Annotated in this window: 18 protein-coding genes; 9 read left to right on the top strand and 9 right to left on the bottom strand. The window is 28.9% G+C overall.

The genetic code is table 11. The annotated features are described in order from the left end of the window. Window positions 1-199: 199 nt before the first annotated feature. From SOR60_RS03485 to dsdA, 3 genes are read right to left on the bottom strand one after another with little or no spacing between them, the layout of a single operon-like run. A complete protein-coding gene (locus SOR60_RS03485; RefSeq protein ID WP_320595204.1) occupies window positions 200-1,312 on the bottom strand; it encodes an alanine racemase in 1,113 nt (370 codons plus the stop codon). Window positions 1,313-1,325: 13 nt separating this feature from the next. Next, complete coding sequence (locus SOR60_RS03480) at window positions 1,326-2,675, bottom strand: GntP family permease (RefSeq protein WP_320595203.1); 1,350 nt, start codon at window positions 2,673-2,675, stop codon at window positions 1,326-1,328. A 9-nt stretch (window positions 2,676-2,684) separates the two neighbouring features. Continuing rightward, a complete protein-coding gene (gene dsdA / locus SOR60_RS03475; RefSeq protein WP_320595202.1) occupies window positions 2,685-4,007 on the bottom strand; it encodes a D-serine ammonia-lyase in 1,323 nt (440 codons plus the stop codon). Between the two features lie 150 nt (window positions 4,008-4,157). On the opposite strand from dsdA, the gene SOR60_RS03470 reads away from it, so the two are divergent. Then, window positions 4,158-4,733, top strand: a complete 576-nt coding sequence (locus tag SOR60_RS03470; protein ID WP_320595201.1) for a helix-turn-helix domain-containing protein — start codon at window positions 4,158-4,160, stop codon at window positions 4,731-4,733. A 390-nt stretch (window positions 4,734-5,123) separates the two neighbouring features. Next, window positions 5,124-6,344, top strand: a complete 1,221-nt coding sequence (locus SOR60_RS03465) for a glycerate kinase type-2 family protein (RefSeq protein WP_320595200.1) — start codon at window positions 5,124-5,126, stop codon at window positions 6,342-6,344. A 488-nt stretch (window positions 6,345-6,832) separates the two neighbouring features. Here SOR60_RS03465 and SOR60_RS03460 read toward each other — a convergent pair whose 3' ends face one another. From SOR60_RS03460 to SOR60_RS03435, 6 genes are all read right to left on the bottom strand, one after another. Beyond that, on the bottom strand, window positions 6,833-8,098 hold the full coding sequence (locus SOR60_RS03460; RefSeq protein ID WP_320595199.1) for an L-cysteine desulfidase family protein: 1,266 nt from the start codon (window positions 8,096-8,098) through the stop codon (window positions 6,833-6,835). After that, window positions 8,098-9,306, bottom strand: coding sequence for a dicarboxylate/amino acid:cation symporter (locus tag SOR60_RS03455; RefSeq protein WP_320595198.1), 1,209 nt, complete (start codon window positions 9,304-9,306; stop codon window positions 8,098-8,100). Before SOR60_RS03455 ends, SOR60_RS03460 begins: the two co-directional genes overlap by 1 nt. A gap of 565 nt (window positions 9,307-9,871) precedes the next feature. Beyond that, window positions 9,872-10,414: a nucleoside deaminase gene (locus tag SOR60_RS03450; RefSeq protein WP_154541536.1), complete on the bottom strand. Its 543-nt coding sequence runs from the start codon at window positions 10,412-10,414 to the stop codon at window positions 9,872-9,874. A 13-nt stretch (window positions 10,415-10,427) separates the two neighbouring features. Next, a complete protein-coding gene (locus SOR60_RS03445) occupies window positions 10,428-11,162 on the bottom strand; it encodes a GntR family transcriptional regulator (RefSeq protein ID WP_154541538.1) in 735 nt (244 codons plus the stop codon). Beyond that, window positions 11,150-11,329, bottom strand: coding sequence for a hypothetical protein (locus SOR60_RS03440; protein WP_154541540.1), 180 nt, complete (start codon window positions 11,327-11,329; stop codon window positions 11,150-11,152). The genes SOR60_RS03445 and SOR60_RS03440 overlap by 13 nt, the downstream gene beginning before the upstream one ends. A gap of 1 nt (window position 11,330) precedes the next feature. Beyond that, window positions 11,331-12,641, bottom strand: a complete 1,311-nt coding sequence (locus SOR60_RS03435; RefSeq protein ID WP_154541542.1) for a cytosine permease — start codon at window positions 12,639-12,641, stop codon at window positions 11,331-11,333. Between the two features lie 206 nt (window positions 12,642-12,847). Between SOR60_RS03435 and cas3 the strand changes: the two genes are divergently transcribed. From cas3 to cas2, 7 genes are all read left to right on the top strand, one after another. Then, on the top strand, window positions 12,848-15,394 hold the full coding sequence (gene cas3, locus SOR60_RS03430) for a CRISPR-associated helicase Cas3' (RefSeq protein WP_154541544.1): 2,547 nt from the start codon (window positions 12,848-12,850) through the stop codon (window positions 15,392-15,394). Between the two features lie 161 nt (window positions 15,395-15,555). Next, on the top strand, window positions 15,556-16,272 hold the full coding sequence (cas5c, locus tag SOR60_RS03425; protein ID WP_154541546.1) for a type I-C CRISPR-associated protein Cas5c: 717 nt from the start codon (window positions 15,556-15,558) through the stop codon (window positions 16,270-16,272). After that, complete coding sequence (gene cas8c / locus SOR60_RS03420; protein WP_154541548.1) at window positions 16,269-18,137, top strand: type I-C CRISPR-associated protein Cas8c/Csd1; 1,869 nt, start codon at window positions 16,269-16,271, stop codon at window positions 18,135-18,137. The genes cas5c and cas8c overlap by 4 nt, the downstream gene beginning before the upstream one ends. Then, a complete protein-coding gene (gene cas7c / locus SOR60_RS03415) occupies window positions 18,130-18,981 on the top strand; it encodes a type I-C CRISPR-associated protein Cas7/Csd2 (RefSeq protein ID WP_320595197.1) in 852 nt (283 codons plus the stop codon). Before cas8c ends, cas7c begins: the two co-directional genes overlap by 8 nt. A 1-nt stretch (window position 18,982) precedes the next feature. Then, window positions 18,983-19,636, top strand: coding sequence for a CRISPR-associated protein Cas4 (gene cas4, locus SOR60_RS03410; RefSeq protein ID WP_154541552.1), 654 nt, complete (start codon window positions 18,983-18,985; stop codon window positions 19,634-19,636). After that, entirely contained in the window at window positions 19,633-20,661 is a 1,029-nt protein-coding gene (gene cas1c, locus SOR60_RS03405) for a type I-C CRISPR-associated endonuclease Cas1c (RefSeq protein WP_154541554.1), read from the top strand. Before cas4 ends, cas1c begins: the two co-directional genes overlap by 4 nt. A gap of 1 nt (window position 20,662) precedes the next feature. Then, complete coding sequence (gene cas2 / locus SOR60_RS03400) at window positions 20,663-20,956, top strand: CRISPR-associated endonuclease Cas2 (protein ID WP_176270202.1); 294 nt, start codon at window positions 20,663-20,665, stop codon at window positions 20,954-20,956. Window positions 20,957-21,276 lie beyond the last annotated feature (320 nt).

Below are 21,276 nucleotides of genomic sequence, written 5' to 3'. Positions count from 1 at the left end.
TGACAGTTTATTAAGTTCGTATAAAATTAAGATAAGCTCCATTCCTATAGGAATGGACAGATATTGATACATAAAAAATTGTATCAACCCTTACCCATTGATCAGGATTTAGGTTGATACACAAAACTATTTACAGACCCGCAAAAAATTAGGCCCTAAAATTTAGAAGGGCCTAATTCATTATGTTTTGAATTATATATCATTCTAATATTTGTTTTTTTGAATTTCCTCTTATATCAACTTCTATAATTTTTTCTACTTCATTATTCCTATATGCGTAGAAATAGTTGGTTAAATTTGCAGTAGAACAAGAGTGATTAGGTATTATTTGAATTCTTTCACCTACTCTTAATTTTTTTTCAGTATCTTTAACTTTTCCAACTTCTTCTGATAAAGATTCTATTAAAGCATTTTCATGACCAATAATAATTCCGTGACCTTTTATTGAATCATTTCCATGAGCTCCCTGATCTAATCCTAAACATTTAGCTCCTGCATCTAACATAAAGTTAGATTCTCTTGGATTTGAGATTACAGAGGCTAATACTCTTAAAGCACAATCTTTTTCTTTACATATTCCTAGTGAAATTTGAATAGCATCTAAAAATACATAATTACCTGGGTGGAATACATTTATAGTGTTATTTTTAACTGCTTTTAAAAAAGTTGGTGTAGAACCAGAACTTATATATTTTAAATTATATCCATGTGAATTTAATAGTTTTTTGACGTATTTTAAAGTTCCAACTTCATCATTTACATATTTTTCAACTTCTTCTGGTACTTTAGCTGAATAAACATGCCCTGGATGGCTTGAAATTCCAACTAGAATTAAATTATCAAATTCTTTTATTTCTTCTAAGAAATTTAAAGTGTTTTCTTTATCTATTCCAAATCTATTTAGACCACAATTGATTATTAGACTATAATTTATTTTTACATTTTCATCTTTAGCTTTTTCATCAATAAGTTTAGCTGATTCAAAGTTATCTATCCTAATTATAAAATTGCATTTTTTAGAAAGTTTAATAATTCTTTGTATAGCTATTTCATCAGAAACTGGATAAGCATACATTATATTTTCAAAACCAGCTTTATAACTAGCTTCACATTCATCTAATGTTCCACATAATACTCCACTTGCACCATTATCTTTTTGAATTTTTAAAATCTCTGAAGATTTGTGGGTTTTTATCATAGGCCATATTTCTTTATTATTTTCTAAAGCAAGCCCATGAAACCTTTTTATATTGTTTTCTAAAGCATCTAAGTTCAATATTATAGATGGTGTTGATAAATTATCTAATTTCATAAATTCCTCCTAATTATAATAATATTAATTTTAGAATGTAAACCATGGCTAGTCCTGTAACTGCTTGTAATACTGACGCTATTGAGAATGATTTATATCCTAGACCTGTGTCGATTTCAAGAGTAGATGTTGCAACCCAGAAGAAATCATCATTTGCATGGAATATCATGGAACCACCGGAAGCACAGGCGAGCATGGCTATTACCAATCCCATAGGCGAAGATATTCCTAAAACTCCTAATAAAGGGGCAAGCATACTTGCTGCAGTTACCATAGCAACTGTACCAGATCCTATAGCTGTTCTAAAAATTGCTCCGATAATAAAAGGAGCTAATATTCCTATATCTATTCCTGAGAAAAAGTTTATAAGTATATTTTGAAGTTCTGAAGCCCTTAGAATACCTCCAAAAGCACCGCCGGCTCCTACAATTAGAACTATTTGTCCTGCTGTTTTTAATGCTTCACCGAAACCTCCATCGAATGTATAAATTTCCTTATCATCCTTGTTAAGAGACATATATGATAATAGAGCGATTATCATACCTATTAATAGAGCAATCATAGGTTCACCAATGAAGTTTATGAAACTTATTAAAGCATTGTTTGTGTTAGAGTTCTTAGTAAGCATGTCTGTAAATGTTTTTATTAGCATCAATATAATAGGTAGAACTATAGGTGCAAAAGACATAAATACAGAAGGCAATTTTTGTCCCTCTGGAATTTCTATTTCATGTTTAGGTAAAAAGTTATATTTTTTTCCTAAAAATTCTCCATAAAAATGTGCTACTAACATAACTGGAATTGAAACTAAAGCCCCAAAGCCAATAACATATCCTAAATCAGCTCCAACAATTCCAGCAACAGCAAGAGGTCCAGGTGTAGGTGGTACAAACATATGTGTAGCGTGTAATCCCATAGTTAGTGACACAGCTATAGATGTCATTGAGATTTTTGAATCTTTACTAATTCTTTTAGCGATAGGTGCAAGTAGAACTACAGCTGCATCACAGAAAACCGGTATTGATACAAAGTATCCTGTAATTGCCAATCCAAGTGAAGCATGCTTTTTTCCGGTGATTTTCAATATAGTTTGAGCCATTGTCTCAACAGCACCACTTTTTTCTAAAAGATAACCTGTAACTGTGCCTATTGCTATTACAACTCCGATACCTGCGATTGTAGAGCCCATGTTTTCTTGAAATGCTTCAAGTATATTAGATAAACTCATTCCAGATATTATACCAAAACTAAATCCTGCTGCTAAAAGTGCAAAAAAAGGATGCAGTTTTAGTTTTACTGTAGAAAATATCAATATGAATAACGCTATAAATAAAGCTAATATTGTTAAAGTGGTTGTAGTCATCGTTTTCTCCTATTTTAAATATGTTTTTAAATACTCTTCCATAATACCTTCTGGAACTAAATTTCCTCCAGTTGCCCATGAAATATGTTGTATATTTTTTCTTATATCAAATATATTACTTGATTTTAGATATTCTTTAGTGGCACCATATTCAAACAGTTTTGCAGGACCTTCAAAAGAAGCACATGCTGAAGGTTCTATCCTAATACCCTCACTTTTATCTAAATATCTCATATACTCAAATAATTTATAATCGTCAATTGTAAATATTCCTGATATGATTGGTTCCATAAGCTTACCTACAAATCCAGAAGGTCTTCCTACAGCTAGTCCATCAGCCTCTGTTTTTCCATCTATACCAAAATCTTGTACACTAATATCTCCATTTAGTCCTGTATCCATACCAATTAACATACTAGGTGCATGTGTTGGTTCTACAAAGAATATATGGCAATTATCACCAAATATTTTCTTTAGTCCAAAAGAAACTCCTCCCGGTGAACCTCCTACTCCACATGGAATATAAAAGAATACTGGATTATTTTTATCTACCCTTATGCTTTGTTCTTCCATTTGTTTTTTAATCCTATTAGCAGCTACTGCATATCCTAAGAAAAGAGTTTTTGAATTTTCATCGTCAATAAAGTAACTACTTGGATTTTCATTAGACTTTTTTCTACCTAATTCAACGGCTTTTGAAAAATCTCCATCATATTCTACAACTTCCACTCCTTTAGATCTTAATAAATCTTTTTTCCATTGTTTTGCATCATTAGACATATGTACAATTACCTTAAACCCAAGAGCGGCTGAACTTATTCCAATAGAAAGTCCAAGATTACCTGTTGAACCTACTTGTATTGTATGCTTCGAGAAAAAATTTCTAAATTCTTTACTAGCAAGTTTTTTATAGTTATCATTAATTGATAGCATTCCTGCATCAATAGCAAGTTTTTCAGCATAAGAAAGTACTTCATATATACCACCCCTTGCTTTTATTGATCCAGCTACAGCTAAATGTGAATCCATCTTTAAAAATAAATTACCTTCAAACTTTGTTTTTTCTTTTAATAGATTTTCCATATTAGAAATTTTTCTTAAAGGAGATTCTATGATACCGTTTGTTTCTTTAGTATCATCAAAATATTCCATTAAAAGTGGTGCAAATCTTTCGAGTCTTTTCTCTGCATCTTTAATATCGTTTTCACTAAAAGGAAAATTTTTCCATACTTCATTTCCGGATTTTTTGCTTTTATTAATCCAAACAGTTTCTTTTTTATTTGCAACATCTTTCAAAACAGGTTCTTTTTCAATAAATTCAGATATATCCATATTCCCCTCCTAAAATTAAATTAAATTTAAAATATTTAATTTAATTTAATTCTATCATATAAAAAGATTGTGTCAAATATATTTTGTTAGTAGTCCAAAGGATGTAAAGGTATAATAAATTTGTTAGTTTTTTAATTAAATAATTAAGAGGTGATTAAAATCGAATTAGATAATTTAGGCAATAATATAAAGAAACATAGAGTTAGCAAGAATTATTCTTTGAAAGAACTAGCTGAAGAAATTGATGTTTCTACATCTTTGCTTAGTCAAATAGAAAGAGGGAAAGCGAATCCTTCACTTAATACATTAAAACATATATCTAAAAAATTAGATATACCAATGTTCTCATTATTTACCGAAGACTATAACAACTCTGTGATGGTAGTAAAGAGAGGAGATAGGATTAGAATTACAAATGGTGAATCGAGTTCAAAAAACTATCAATTAAGTTATGATTTATTGAGCCCAGATATGAAAGGTGACATTCAATTATGTGAGATGACTTTATCAGGAAAACAGTTTAACTCTGATGATTTTAACTTACATAAGGGAGAAGAGGTAGCTGTATGTATTTTAGGAAGAATTGAACTCATGTTGGAAAATGAGACTCATATTTTAGATACAGGTGACTCAGTAAGAATACCCAAAGGAACCAAACATAAATGGAGAAATCCAGGAAATAATGAATGTTCTATAATTTTTGCTATAACGCCACCTACTTTTTAAAATATTTGAATAAAAAGATATCAACAAGAAGTGATTAAAATATTTTTACTATTTAACGTAAATAATTATAATTTTATTGGATATATGCTTTAAATTATATGGCATAAAAAAGCTATAAGTTGAAAATCTAATATTTTGCTTATGTAATTTATAGGATATAGTTAATCTAACTGAACTTAGAAAAACTCTAATATATTTATATGAACAACATCTAAATTGTTTATTATATTTTTGGCTCTAAAAATCAATATATTTATCAAGCATATTAAAGATGTTACATTTTATTTATGTAATGATTTAATTTTGTATTATATATTCTAATTACTTTTACCATAATGTTATAATAGTATATTACATATAATTAATATACTTAAAAAGAAAGGGATTTGCATGATTAATATGTTAGAAAAGCTTGTTGATGAATCAATTAGGTCATGCTTACCAGATGAATCTGTCAAAAAAGAACTCAAAAATCTACCGCAAAATAAAGGAAAGAAAATCCTTATAGCTATTGGTAAGGCTGCTTTTCAGATGGCAAAGACAGCTCTTGAGTCAGATGTTAAATTTGATGAGGCTCTTGTTATTGCTAAGTATGGTTATATGGAGGAAAAGCTTGATAATGCCATATGCTTTGAAGCAGGTCATCCGATTCCAGATGAAAATACTATAAGGGCAAGCGAGTATGCTCTTAATTTAGTGAGTAATTTAAGTGATGATGATTTGGTTTTGATGCTTATTTCAGGAGGAGGGTCATCTCTTTTTGAAATCCCTCTTATAGATTTTGAAGAAATCCAGAATATAAATAAGGATTTGCTAAAAAAAGGTGCTAATATAGTTGAGATAAATACTATTAGAAAAAGACTTTCTAAACTAAAGGGAGGAAAGTTTGCTAAAGCTTGTTATCCTGCCACGGTTTTTAATATTATTTTAAGTGATGTTATTGGCAACAGAGCTGATATGATTGCTTCAGGGCCTACTTTTGTTGATAAGTCAACATCAAAGCAAGCTCTTGACTTGGTCTCAAAATATAAACTTAAGCTTTCTGACAAAGCTTATGATTTAATGAAGACAGAAACTGTAAAAGATTTGCCAAATGTAATTACTAAAATATCAGGAAGTGTGGATGAACTTTGTTTAAAAGCCAAAAATATTTTAGAATCTTATGGCTACAAGGCAGAAATCCTTACTACAAGTTTAGGATGTGAGGCAAGAGAGGCGGGTTTTTTTATGGCTTCTATTGCAAAAAGTCAAAGCAAGAGATATGACAAAAAAGCTTATATATTTGGTGGAGAGACTGTAGTAAAAATAAAGGGAAAAGGAAAAGGTGGACGCAATCAAGAACTTTCCTTTGCAGCTGCATTAGGTATAGAAAATCTTTCCAATGTTAGGATAATTTCTTATTCATCAGATGGGACAGATGGTCCAACTGATGCGGCAGGTGGATTTGTTGATGGAAATACTATGAAAGAGCTTAAAGATTGTGGAATATCTTTCTATGATACTTTAGAAAACAATGATACCTATCATGCCCTTGATAGGATAAATCATTTAATAAAAACAGGTCCTACTGGGACTAATGTAAATGATATTTCAATTATTATTATAAATTAAAGGAAAGTTTAAGACTATCTCTTGATTTAGAATTAATATATAAACTTTTCTGATAAGCTAACAACTAAAAATATTGAATAAACCATGTTCTTATATCTTATAGGCATGGTTTATTTTTTGATTTTGCGTTGAAATTTTGCGAAATACTGGATTTCTGGTTTTGTATAATAACAAGCTTTACAAGGCATTTAAAAAAAGTGTATTAATTATTTAAAATAACCATGCTAGACTTATGGGTATGTTTTAATATATTTTATGACTTTAATTAGCCATTTTTATAATATCTCTTCTCTTAATAAAAATCTCATAAATTTTACTAGGGTTTTTAATGAATTTGAAGATGGTATTCTTAGTCAAAGCTATACTCTTGTGAACCATAATCTTTAAAAAAATTAGATATTTAAATGCTTTTGAAACTAATAATTTAATAGATTGATATATTGGATTGAATAAAATAAGACTTGTGCTCTTAAACACAAGTCTTATTTTTATTCGAAATCTTTTATGTAGTCTCTATTATCTAACATTTCATTTAGTACAACTTCATCAGTTTTTTTCATTCCATATCTTGCTATATTTGCTACAGTTTCTATAGTTTTATCTAAAGAATCTTTAACTATACCATCTCCTGGCTTAAATGACTTATAATGTTTTGCTTGCTCATAAGCAAGGGCAGCATTTCTAAGGCTTGAAGCAATCTTCATTGCACAAGATGATTTGGCTCCATCACAAATTATTCCAGAATTAACAGCAAGGGAATTTATTATAGTATCTTTTATGATTTTTTTATCTTCTCCTTTTATAAAGGCAATAGAAGAAAATACAGCACTTGATGCAGAAACTACTCCACAATAAGCTGATAGCTTTCCTATCTTATCCTTTATATAAAGGGAGATAAGATTTGAAAAGATTAGGGCCCTATAAAGGTCATCTTCCTTATATTTGTAGTCTTTGGCATACAATATCAAAGGAACAGATGTGGTTATGCCTTGGTTTCCACTGCCTGAATTTATAATTACAGGAAGCTCACAACCATTCATTCTTGCATCAGAGCCTGCAGCCGCAAAGGCTACTAGTTTTTCAAAATAAGCCTTGTTATCCATTTCTAAAACTAGTCGTCCTATATTAGACCCCCAATCATTATCGAGACCTTCTTGAGCAATTTTGAGATTGTAGTCTATTTGTTTTTGGAGAATATCCTTGATATCGTTATAATCACAAGTTCTTGCAAAGTTATAAATTTCATTAAAGGAGAAAGAGCAAGAATCCTCGTTATTATCTTTTGATGTCTTATCAAAAATGACCTCTCCATTTTTTTCCATTCTAACAATATTAGTATGACTATCTTCAACGACAACTTTAGAAGAATTGTCTTCATTAATTGTAATAATTTCTATATATAAATTAGCCTTACCTTTGGCAAGATTAAGCTCTACACACCCTTCTTTAATAAAATCATCGCACTCAGATAGCCTAGATTTGTCAATGGTACTTAAAAGTTCAAGCTTTTTGCTAGAGTCGGCCAAAAGAGCTCCGGCTACTATAGAAATTTCTATGCCTTTTCTACCCAAAGTTCCAGGAACTGTAACAGAATATGCGTTTTTAATCATATTTGAAGAAAGATTGGCAATGATTTTCTCGGGTTTTTTACCCAAAAGTTCACTTGCTTTCGCAGAAGCAAAGGCAATAGCAATTGGTTCAGTACAACCAAATGCAGGAATTAATTCTCTTTTAATTAATTCTTTATAATCCATTATGATAAATCTCCCTTATATGGAGGGTTACCATCTCTTCCTGGAACTTTTTTAAATATTCCAGTAACCATAAGAGCAATAGCACCATCTCCTGTAACGTTACAAGCAGTACCAAAAGAATCTTGAAGGGCAAAGATTGAAAGCATAAGAGCTGTACCTGTTGCATCAAAGCCTAAAACTGAAGTTATAAGACCTAGAGATGCCATAACAGTTCCACCAGGAACCCCTGGAGCTCCAATCGCAAATATTCCTAATAAAAGTATAAATAAAATCATGGATCCAACGTCAGGTAATTTTCCATAAAGGATTTGAGAAACAACCATAACAAAGAATGTTTCAGTTAAAACCGACCCACAAAGATGTGTATTTGAACAAAGAGAAACAACAAAGTCCCTAATTTTTGGATCTAAAGTTTTGGATTTTGCAGAGCACTTTAATGAAACAGAAAGAGTTGCTGCTGATGACATAGTTCCAATTGCTGTAAGATAGGCGGGTGGGTAGTGCTTTATTACCTCCATAGGATTAGTTTTACTTATAGCTCCACCTATTAAGTAAAGAAGCAACAACCATATGTAGTGTCCTAACATAACTATAAGGATAACCTTAAGAAATACAGGAAATTGACTAACTATAACGCCTTCATATGAAAGCTCAGCAAAAGTGGTTGCTATGTAGACTGGTAAGATTTTGATAACAACCTTATTAACTAAGGCCAAAATCATATTATTAAATTCTTTTAATAACTCCTCCCACCTTCCAGATTTAGTCCATATAACAGCAAGACCAATAAGAATTGATGTAACAAGAGCTGTCATAACAGCCATTAGCGGTGGTATGTCAACTTGAAATAAAAGCTCTGGAAGCTTTTTGGCATTGGCTGAATCATTTACAATATTTAAATGAGGAATAATTAAAGTTCCTGCAATATAAGAGAAAAATGATGCTCCAATTGAAGATATGTAACAGATAATAAGAGTTATACTCAAGACCTTTCCTGCATTTTCGTTCAAAGAAACAATAGCGGGAGTAATAAAACCTAGGATAATTAAAGGAACTATGTAATTTATAAGGTTAGATAACACATACTTAATAGTAGAAATAACCTCCATAATAGGCTCATTTACAAAGTTTCCTATAAGAATACCTATAGCAATAGCAATGATTAACTTAACAAGCAAGTTATCAAGAATACCTTTTCCTTTTGTCATAAAAACCTCCGTAAAAATAATTAATCCTAGAAAACTAGGATAAGACGCACTCCGATATATAGAAAGTGCATCATAATCTAATTTTACAAAATCAAAATAATAAAGTCAATTATATGTAATATTTACCATAATATACTAAGTTTTTATAATAATTAGGAGAAAAAAGTATTGATTTTATAGTATTGATTAATAAATTAATATATATTTAAATTAGTAGCACAATATTAAAGTCAAGTCCATAATATTGTGCTAGTAATTTTTACACAATATTATGGACTTGACTAATAAATTGTTTCAATAAGTAAAAAATATATACATCTTTATTTAAATTACCTTTTTTGAGAGTTATATATTTATTAAATGAATTAAAGAAAATTTTATATAGTCTCCATATATTCAATAAAAAAGGGATTGTTGCAAAATGAATTAATCTTTTCATAATCATCACAAGCTCCTCCACGACAATTGACTTTCATGAGTTGGAAGGTTATTCTCAAATTTTTTATGAGTAACTTGTAATGATTCAACGTTATAAATTCATAATTTTACAACATCCCCTTTGACTTTATTTATTCCAATAATCTTTGTGAAGCTTAAAAAATTCTTCTTCAAGTTCTAGGAATGGTCCTAGAGTTTTGAATTCTTTTTGTCCACTAGCGATTACAACTCTACTAGGTAGATTTAAAGTAGGATTTCTTATATCGTTACCTGTATATTTTTTAAGTTCTGATTCTCTGGCTATATATACATGCCTACCTAGATTGCCCCAATACATAGCTCCTGTGCACATGGCACAAGAATCTGCACAATTATATAGGGTAAATTCTTTCATTTCTTCTTTAGAATAAATTTGTGAAGCTTTTCTCATAAGGAGAGCTTCAGCGTGGGCAGTGCAGTCACCATTTTGACTAACTTCTTCATTACCTTGTTCCATAAGTATGTTTACATCCTTATCTGCAAGTAGACATCCAAAAGGGTGGTTTCCCTTTTCTTTAGACTCTTTACAAATTTCAAGAACTCTATATAATAATTTAACTTCAAAATCTTTTAGATCTGATAACTTATAATATTCTTTTTGCTCATATATAAGTTTAAATTCTTTTTTCATAATAACCCTTTATTTACCTATATCTAATAGTTGATATTGGTATGTAGTCTGTATCTACATATTCCATAGTATATAATACAGCTTTACCCTTATCATCGTATTCAAAACCTCTTAACAAAATACATTTATTAGGTAGAAATTTGTCATCTATATCTAAGACTTTTTTAATATCTTCTGGTTCTACAGCATGAAACTCTATACTATCACTTGAAATTCTTATATTATACTTTTCTTTGTAAAAATTAAAAAGAGAGTCATTATAGGATTTAATATATTCTAAATCATTTTTGAAATAAATAGGTAAAAAATCTAAGCATATTACAGCTATTTTATTGTCAGCATAAAAAGCTCTAGCACTAATGATTAGCTTTCCATTTTTTCCAAAAATATCATTTTTTATCCAATCTGGAGTATAAATTATCTTTGTTTTTATTGATGTAATTTTTTGTTTATATCCTAAATCTTCAATAATATCACCATAAGTTTTCATTCTGAATAAATCTATTTTCATATTTTTATAATTTGGACTTACAAAGGTTCCCTTTCCTTGAATTCGATTAATTTTACCTTCTCTTTCTAAATCAGAAAGAGCACTTCTCAAAGTAACCCTACTTATGCCAAACTTATTAGCCATATCTTTTTCAGAAGGAAGCTTGTTTTGTTTTCTGCTAATTAGATTTTCAATCTCATCTAGTATATATTTTCTTGCCTTATTCCTTAAATTATCTTCGGTATTTATGGTTGCCATTTAGAAAAACCTATAACTGATAGAACTATACTTATACATAATAAAATAGTTCCAAAATTCATTCCAAATTTAGTTGAAGACAAACAACACATAAAAGAGCCTATTCCCATAATTATTATGCCTATTATAGAAATAATCCTATATTTTTTAATAATCTTGTCATTCATTTTATGCTCCTTTTTTTGTGAATTTAGCAATTAAGTTATAGATTATAAATCCTGCTATTATACCATTTAAGGCAGGAAGTCCGAATATACCATTAATTGCACTACAACCTTCAGCAACGTTGCTTAAAAGTTTAACTATGACTAAAGAAGCCACCCAGCTAATCCATGGTGTAATAGCCCAATCTTTTATTGAATTAGAGTTTAAATCAGGATAATTTCTTTCGTTTACAATATAGTAATTAGATAAGATAATTCCAGCAAGAGGGGGAACTATAACACCCAACAAATTTAAAAAGGTAAACAATATAGCAATATCATAAGGCTTTGTAAGACATAGTAAACCAGAAGCCAATAATACTATTGCTATTATTTTTTTTCTATCTGTACTGAAACTGTTAGCTAAGTTTAGTGAAGAAGAATATAAATTTGCTGCATTTGTGGTGAATATATTTGTAGTCATTAAAATTAATGATGGAATTACAAGGCCCAATTTTAGTAGCACTGCTGTTAAGTCGCTATCATTCATTCCGATTCCAGCGATAGAACCACATAAGATAAGCAAACTATTACCACCTAAAAGGCCTACACATGCACTAAGCATAGCTTCTTTAGGGTTTTTAGCAAAACGCATAGTATCAGCTATACAAGTAGCAGTAGATAATATCCAAGTTCCTATAACTATAGTTACACCATTTACCATAGACATTTCTTTAGCAGGTATCCAATTAAATATGGTATCCCAACCTGCTAAATTTCCTGATTTTAAAGCAGTACCCATTGATAAAAATATGATAGCTGGTATAGCTATATACCCAAGAATAGTTATAGCTTTGATACCGGCGAAAGAAAATATTCCCATAACTATAGCACTTAAGAAAAGAATAGCTAATTCTCCATAGCCTTCAATACCTAAAACGCTAGATATAAATTTACCATATGTGGCAGCTTGGATAGTGTACCAACCTATATTAACTATTGGAACAAATAGAGTTGCTATCTTTGAACCTTTGTTTCCAAATGTATGTCTTGTTATAAGAGCAAAACTAAGGCCGGTTTTACTTGCCATGTTAGCGATAGCAATTGCAATAAGACAAAGAAAAACGTTTCCGATAGTGGTAGCGAATATTATTTGTTTGAAACTTAAACCGCTAGCAAGGCCGCCACCTGTCATCATACTAGTAATTACAAAAACAAAGCCAAGCCATACTATAGTGATAGACCAAAAGCTCTTTCTTGCATTCTTAGGAACAGCTGTCTTTTCAAAATCCATATCGATATTTTCTGTATTTTGAATGTTTATTTTCTTTTCCATAAGACCTCCTTAAAGAATAATTTTAAAAGGTAATACCTATTTTGACATTATTATATCACACGTTATATTTTATGCGAATGTTTTTATTATTATATTTGAAATATAAATAAATTAAGAATGTAAAATATTTGTATTGGGTATAAACATAATAATATTAGATAATATAATAAAATAATTATAAAAAACATTTAGAAATGGATGGTTTTATGTTTGAAAATTTATATGCTCATATTGATCAAAAAAATATAGAAAGAAAACAAAGCTTATTTGATCATTTAATTAATACGGCCAATGAATCAAGAAAATTAGCTCAAGATTTAAATCTTGAGAATTCAGCTTATATAATTGGATTTCTTCATGATATAGGAAAAGCTAGAGATGAATTTCAAGAAAAAATCACAAAAAACTCTAAAAAAAGTGTAGATCATTCTACTTTAGGCGGTATTCTAATAAAATATTTAGTTAAAGATATACAGAATAATAACAACTGCTTAAAATTTTCTTCTTATATAAATGAAGAAGAAAATTTAAATATATTTTTAGATTTTTGTAATGTTTTGATTTATTCGATTTTATCTCATCATGGTCAATATAATATGATAAGAAAAAATAAAGATAAAATATATGTTTTTACATCTTTAGATAGGATTACTAATATAGAAAAAGAATTATCTTTTGATATAAGAGAGTTTTATGTAGAATTAAAAAAATTTCTATTGGATAAGAATATAGATATTATCAAAATATTTATTAACTCCTTTAAAGAGTATGAAAATATAATAAGTAGGCTTGATATATCATCTCAGAATGAGGCTGATGAAAACTATGAGTTTAAAGAAAAACAATTTTATAATTCTATGCTTATTAGATTACTTGTATCAATATTAAAATCTGCAGATGTTAAAGATACTATAAATTCATACGAAACAGTTATTGAAGATAAAGATTATAAATTGATAGAAAATGTAAAAGATGAATTTGTAAATAAAATTAATCTAAAATACGAGGAGTTTGGAAATCCAAAATCAAAAATAAATAAGGTGAGATATGATATATCAACTCAAGTTTTCGAAAATTCCAAAAAATTTGGAAGTGGAATCTATAGACTTGATTTACCGACTGGTGCAGGAAAAACATTACTTTCCTTAGCTTATGGAGTAAACCAGCTTAAGTATAAAGGTAAAGATAGATTTTTCTATATAACTTCATATTTATCTGTACTAGAACAAAACGCTAAAGTTATTAAAGATGTTTTAAAAAATGAGGAATACATACTAGAGCATCATTCGAATGTAGTAGAGGAAAAAGAAGAGAGTAACTCTTTTAATGATGACTTTGGTGATAGTCTTGAAAAAATCAAACATGATTATATTCTTGATGATTGGACTAATCTTATTGTATTAACAACAATGGTTCAATTTTTTAATACATTATTTAAAGGCTCTTCATCAAATATAAGAAGATTTAAATCATTAGCTAATTCAACTATTATTTTAGATGAGCTGCAATCTTTGCCTGTAGATGTTTTGTATCCTACAAATCTTGCTCTTAACTTTTTAAAAGAAGTAATGAAGGCTAATATAGTTTTATCTACAGCTACACAACCTACTTATGATTACGAAAATTTAGTTTATAGGCTAAAATATGGTGATGATAATTTAGAAAATAAAGATGTTTTAAATCTTAGTAAAGAACAAAAAGTTGTCTTTAAAAGAACAAAAGTTGAAATATATAAAAACGGAGAAGAAACTTCCATAGATGACTTGAGAAATCTCATTCTAGATAATAAAGATAAGTCAAATCTTATTATATTAAATACAAAAAAAGCTGTCAAAAACACATATGAGCTTTTGAAAAATGATATAGAAAGTGAAAATCTATATTATTTAACAACTAATCTACACTCTGTAGATAGATTAAGGATAATAAAAGAAATTAAAGATAGGTTAGAAAATAATGAAAAGATTGTTGTTATAAGCACTCAGCTTATAGAAGCTGGAGTAGATGTTGATTTTGAAGTTGTCATAAGATCTTATACAGGAATAGACTCTATAATTCAATCAATGGGAAGGTGTAATAGAGAAGCTAAACTTGAGTATGGAATAGTATATTTAATTAACCTATCAAGAGAGGCTGAAAACTTGGACTATATAAAATCTCTTAAAGAAAGAAAAGAGGCTGGACGATATGCCTTAAGTAAATTAGGTAATAATCAAGACATAGAAGAAATAATACCTATTTATTTTAAGAAACTTTATACAAATTTAGATTATAATCGACTATCTTATAAGATAAAAGAAAGTAATTTTGTAGATTTATTATCATTTCTTGATAACTCTTTAATTAATATAGAAAGTTCTATCGAAAAAATAAGCACAAGTAATGAGAGTTACTTGAATAATTTTGAAATATTAGCAACAGTAATGACTCAAAGCTTTAAAAGCGCATATAATAACTTCAATTTGATTGAAAATAAGATGGACACAGCCATAGTGGAGTGTGAAGATACCAAAGATTATATAAATGATATTAGAGACTTAGAGATAAGCTTTAGAGAAAGTTATGATTTTTCCTTACTTAAGAAAATGAAAAATATAGTAAGGAAATTAAATCCATATAGTGTTAGTATTGGAAAAAACAATTTGGAATCTTGTGAAGAGATTTTAGATGGAAAAATTTATATACTAAATAATGAGTTTTATGACGATAAAATAGGAGTTAATTTTGAAAGTAATGATTTGTTTATAATTTAAAAGGAGCTACAGCTCCTTACACAAATAAAAACATATTTCAATCCACAGAGTTTACTCTGATATATAAATTATACCCAAAATTATTATTAATAAAAAATAAGTTGACAAATAATGAATCATATATTACACTAATAATAACATGAAAATAGAAAGGAGGAAAAATGGAAAAATCACAATATTTTTACGCGAAAGTTTATGGGGATAGGGCCTTGTGGACTACTCCAGAATCTAAGAGCGGGGGAGAAAAGCTTACTTATCAAATCCCAACAAGAGAATCTTTAAGAGGGATTATAGATTCAAACTATTTTAAACCCACAATCAGAAATGAAATAGATGAAGTTAGGGTAATAAAAAAAATTGAAACTTATACTGTAGGTACAAGGTTGTTGTTAAATAGCTATAAGTCAGATTTAAGTGCATATACCTATTTGACTGATGTTTGCTACTATGTTAAGTTTCATTTCGAATGGAATGAGAATAGGCCTGACCTTAAAAATGATAGGAATATGAGAAAACATGAAGAAATAACAAAAAGATCTTTAAAAAGAGGTGGAAGAAGGCCGATATTTTTAGGAGTTAGCGAATGCCTTGGATATATTGAAATCCTAGATAAAAACCAATATGAAAAAGATATAGGATATTATGATAATAAGAGTTTATCGTTTGGAATAATGTTTAATGGTTTTATATATCCTAAAGAATCTGGAGATAAATTAAAATCAACCTTTACAAATATAGATATGAGAAATGGAAGAATTAAATTTATCCGTCCAGAGGAATGTGAAATTGTAAATGAATTAGACGATTATAGTTTTAAAGTAGCTGACTTAACTAAGAGTGTCGACGAGGAATTAAAAGATTATGGAGATAGCCTATGAGTTTACTTCAAGTACTTTATAATTCATATGAATATGCTGAAAAAAATAAGATGGTAGATAAGCTTGATGGAAGTGATGTTATTCTACCTATGTATCATGAAAAGAAGAAGTCTGATGGAAAAAATATAATAAGTGTAAAAATAGATAAAAAATCTAATATAATAGATGCGAATTTCCTTGAAAAAAATGAAATTATAGTTTTTCCTATAACGGAGGATTCTGTAGCAAGATCAAGTGGGGTAGCACCACATCCTCTAGTAGATAATGGTGCATATTTGTTTGATAAGGATTCAAAAAAAGAAGAAGCATATAAAAAACAATTAGAGGAATGGATAGACTACTCAGAAGATGACTTCTTAAAAATTATATATAATTTTATATCAAAAGATGATTCCTTTAAATTAATTGTAGATAAATTTTATAACCATTATGTTATAGGAAAAGGGGTGAAAATAGAATACAAGAAAGAAGGGGAAAAGAAAGCTAAAACTTTTGATTTTTCTAAAGTGTTTTTTACATTCGTTATTGAAGACTATGATGGAATAAAAGACATATCAGTTAGTGAAAATAAAAAGTTACATGAAGCATATATTAAATATGTAAAATACTCAAATGAAAATGATGAAGAAAAAGAGAAAATCATTTGTAATATAAGTGGGAAAGAGGATTATCTATGTACAAAGCATAGACCTTTAATGGGAACAGCTAGGTTGATTTCTCAAATAACAGCAAGTGATGAAAATTATTTAGGAAGATTTTCTAATCCAGATCAAACTATAGAGATAGGTACTGACTCAAGCCAGAAAATTCATTTGATGGCAAAATATTTATTATCATCTAAGAAAACCTCGGTGTGGTTGGGTTCAAACTCATATTTAGTTAATTGGTTTTCAGATGATATTAAAAATGATTCTAAGTTAAATCTAAATTCTAGTGTATTTAAAATTATAAAAACTATTACTCCGATAGGAACTGATACAAGTAAAGATATAGGAGAATCATTTTTAAAAGGAAAAATATTATTTTCTGATTCATCTAAATACTATGTGGCAATATTTGACAAGGTAAGTAATGGAAGGTCGGCAGCCAAATATTTCAAAGAAATGGATACATCCATATTAAAAGAAAATTTAGGAAAATGGCAAAATAAATATTATTGGTTTAGCTACAATAAAGAATTAGATGAAGAGGTGGTATTTACACCAAGTCCTTACAATATATTAGTTTCAGCCTATGGAATAGAAAGAGATAGTACTTTAAAAATAGCAAGCGATAAATTCTTGCAAAGTCAATTACAAATAATAATCTCTTCTATTGTTGAAGGTAAAGATATAAGCGATAATATTGAAAAAGCATTAGAGAATAACCTAAAACAAAGGCAAAGATATGATAAAACATGGAATAGAATGAAAAATTGTGCTATGGCAATTTTAAGATATAAGGAGGACATAGATACAAATATGCTAGATAGAGAAAATAAAGATAGGTCATACTTATATGGAAGACTACTTGCCATATATGAAAGAATAGAAAAATCTTGTTTTGATAAAGATGATGACATAAGAGTTTCAAATGCAGAAAAACTATGGACATCATATATTAATAACCCTGTATTAATTAGTACAAGATTAAGAAACATGATTATGCCATACCATAATAAACTAATGATAAATGAGAATAAAAGAGGAATTTACTTTAAACTTAAAAATGAAATGAGAGAGGTTATTAACTTAATAGATGAAAATTATAATTATAAAAAACAATCTAGTAATATTCCTTTAGGTCCAGGATTTATGTTTGGATATGAAGCACAAATGAAAGATATATTTACTAAAAAATCAAATAGGGAGGGAAACGATGATTAATAAGAAAGTAGATTTTATTTTTACAATTAAAGTAGAGGGAGCAAATCCAAATGGAGATCCATTAGCAGGTAATATGCCTAGAATAGATTCTAGAGGATATGGAGAAATAAGTGATGTATGTTTAAAAAGAAAAATAAGAAATAGAATGCAAGATATGGGGCACGAAATATTTGTAAAATCTGAAAACAGGAGCGATGATGGATTTAATTCTCTAGAAGCAAGATTTTCTTCTAAATTTGATAATAAGAGTACAAATCAAGAAATTGAAGAGAAATCATGTGAATATTGGTTAGACGTAAGGTCTTTTGGGCAAGTTGTTACTTATTTAAAAAAATCAGTTGGGATAAGAGGCCCAGTTTCTATATCAATAGCTAAGTCAGTAGAACCAGCTATAATAACAACTATGCAAATAACAAAAAGTGTAAATGGGCAAGAAATGAAAGACGGAAAAAAATCTTCTGATACTATTGGATCAAAACACTATATAGACTATGCTGTTTATGTAGTAAATGGTAGCGTAAATGCGTATTTTGCAGAAAAAACTGGTTTTGATGAAAAAGACTTAGAAGTGCTAAAAGAAGCAATTAGGACATTATTTATAAATGATGTATCGTCTGCAAGACCTGATGGCTCCATGGAAGTAAAAGATATATATTGGATAAATCATTCTTCAAAAATAGGCGATGTATCTAGTGGAAAGTTAAAGGATATGCTTATCTATGACCTAGATCAAGAAGAAAATAAAGACAAAAAATATGAAGATTATAACTTTAGATTAGATGAAGAGAAATTAAAGGAATATGAAGATTTAGGCATAAGTGTAGAACATTTTGTAGGTTTATAAGATGTATAATCCTGATGACTATTTGCTCTTGAGTGGAATACAACATTTTCTATTTTGTAAAAGACAATGGGCTTTAATCCATATTGAAAATGTGTGGAAAGAAAATACTTACACTATAGAAGGACAAATACTTCACGAAAAAGCAGATAAGCCATTTTTAAAGGAAAAGAGAAAGAATAAAATCATTTCTAGAGCTATGCCTATTAGTTCAAAAACATTGGGATTAAGCGGTATTCTTGATGTAATAGAATTTAATAAATCAGATGATGGAATAAAATTAAAAGGTAGAGATGGCTTACGGAAGCCAACAATTATTGAGTACAAAAGAGGAAAGAAGAAAAAATATTCTTACGATGAATGTCAACTAATGGCAGAAGCTATATGTATAGAGGAGATTTTTAAAACGAAACTAGACTACTCATATATCTATTATGGAGAAACTGACAATAGAATAAAAGTTGAATTTGATAAAGATTTGAGATCTCTTACTATTGATACAGCAGAAAAAATGCACCAATACTATGAAAATAAAATTGTGCCAAAAGCTGAATTATATAGGAAGTGTAGACTATGTTCATTAAATGAAGAATGCAATCCAAGACTCACAAAAAAGCCTAAAAATGTAAAAAATTACTTATATGGTGAACTACTATGAAAAAATTACTAAACACCTTATACGTAACAAATTCAGATGCTTACTTAAAAAGAGAGGGGTTAAACATAGTAATATCTGTAGATAATAAACGTATTGGAAGATATCCTATCCATATATTAAGACAGATAATCTGCTTTAATTATATGGGAATAAGCCCGGCTTTGATGAAACTTTGTATGGAGAACAATGTAAGTGTGACATTCTATGACCCATTTGGTAGATTTTGTGGAAGAGTCGTAGGAAAATCATACGGTAATATCTATACACGTAAAAAACAATATAAACTTAGTGAGAGTATAGACTCAATAGACTTTGTAAAAAATATTATTTATGCTAAAGCCTATAATTGTAGAAAGCTACTAATAAGAGGGAAACTGGACCATAAAGATAAAATAGATTTGCCTAGAGTAGAGAAAGTAATAAATAGAATTAAAGAATTAATGTTACAAATACCTTTGGCAAAAACTAAAGATGAAATAAGAGGTATAGAAGGAAAAATAGCTTCGGAATATTTTTCAGTATTTGATGAGTTGATAATAAAAAACAGAGAGGAATTTTATTTCAATGGAAGGAACAAAAGACCTCCTTTGGATATGGTGAATGCTATGCTGTCATTTCTATATAGCATATTAACAAATGAAATAGCATCTGCACTGGAAGGTGTTGGGATAGACTCTTATGCAGGGTTTTTTCATACGGATAGACCAGGTAGAGTGAGTATGGCTTTAGATATAATTGAAGAAATGAGAGCTTTTATGGTGGACAAATTTGTTTTATCTCTAATAAACTTAAATAGAATTGATGAAACAAAATTTGAAATCAAAGAAAATGGAGCAACTTTATTAAATGAAAAGGGAAGAAACCTAATATTATCTTATTGGAACGAGAGAAGTCATGAAGAAATATATCATCCTTTCTTAGAAGAAAAAGTTCAAATAGGTTTACTAGCACATGTTCAAGCTCAATTATTAAATAGCTACATTAGAGGAGATATAGAATCCTACCCTCCTTATATGAGGAAATGAAATGCAAATATTAATAACATATGACGTAAAAACATCAAGTAAGGGTGGAAGCAGAAGATTAAGACAAGTTGCAAAAATTTGTACAAACTATGGACAAAGAGTTCAAAATTCAGTATTTGAACTTAATATATATCCTGCAGACTTGGTGAAGATAAAAAACAAACTAGAAAAAGTGATAGATCTAGAAGAAGATAGTATAAGAATATATAATTTGGGGAAAAATTGGGAAAGAAGAGTAGAATCTATAGGAAAAGATGAAGCCTATAATCCTGAGAAGGATTTATTAATAATGTGAGAAGTTTGGCTTAACATAAAAATATTAAACATATCTCATAAAAAACTTTATATATATTATAATTTTAAGATTATAATGTATTCTTGCAGATAAGAAGGCTCGAAGAATGCCTGAAATCTGCAGTCACTCCCTTCATGGGAGTGTGGATTGAAATTAACCATTTTGCACGATTTATATATTGTTTAATATCAGTGTCACTCCCTTCATGGGAGTGTGGATTGAAATTTAATTAATTTACTATTTAAACGATTTAATATAAGTCACTCCCTTCATGGGAGTGTGGATTGAAATTATTAAACTACCATTTAAATCATAAAGAC

It is taken from the genome of Anaerococcus porci (assembly GCF_034090325.1).
Lineage (GTDB): Bacteria > Bacillota > Clostridia > Tissierellales > Peptoniphilaceae > Anaerococcus > Anaerococcus porci.
Note: the sequence above shows the minus strand (reverse complement) of the source record. Positions and strands in the feature narration are given on the sequence as shown.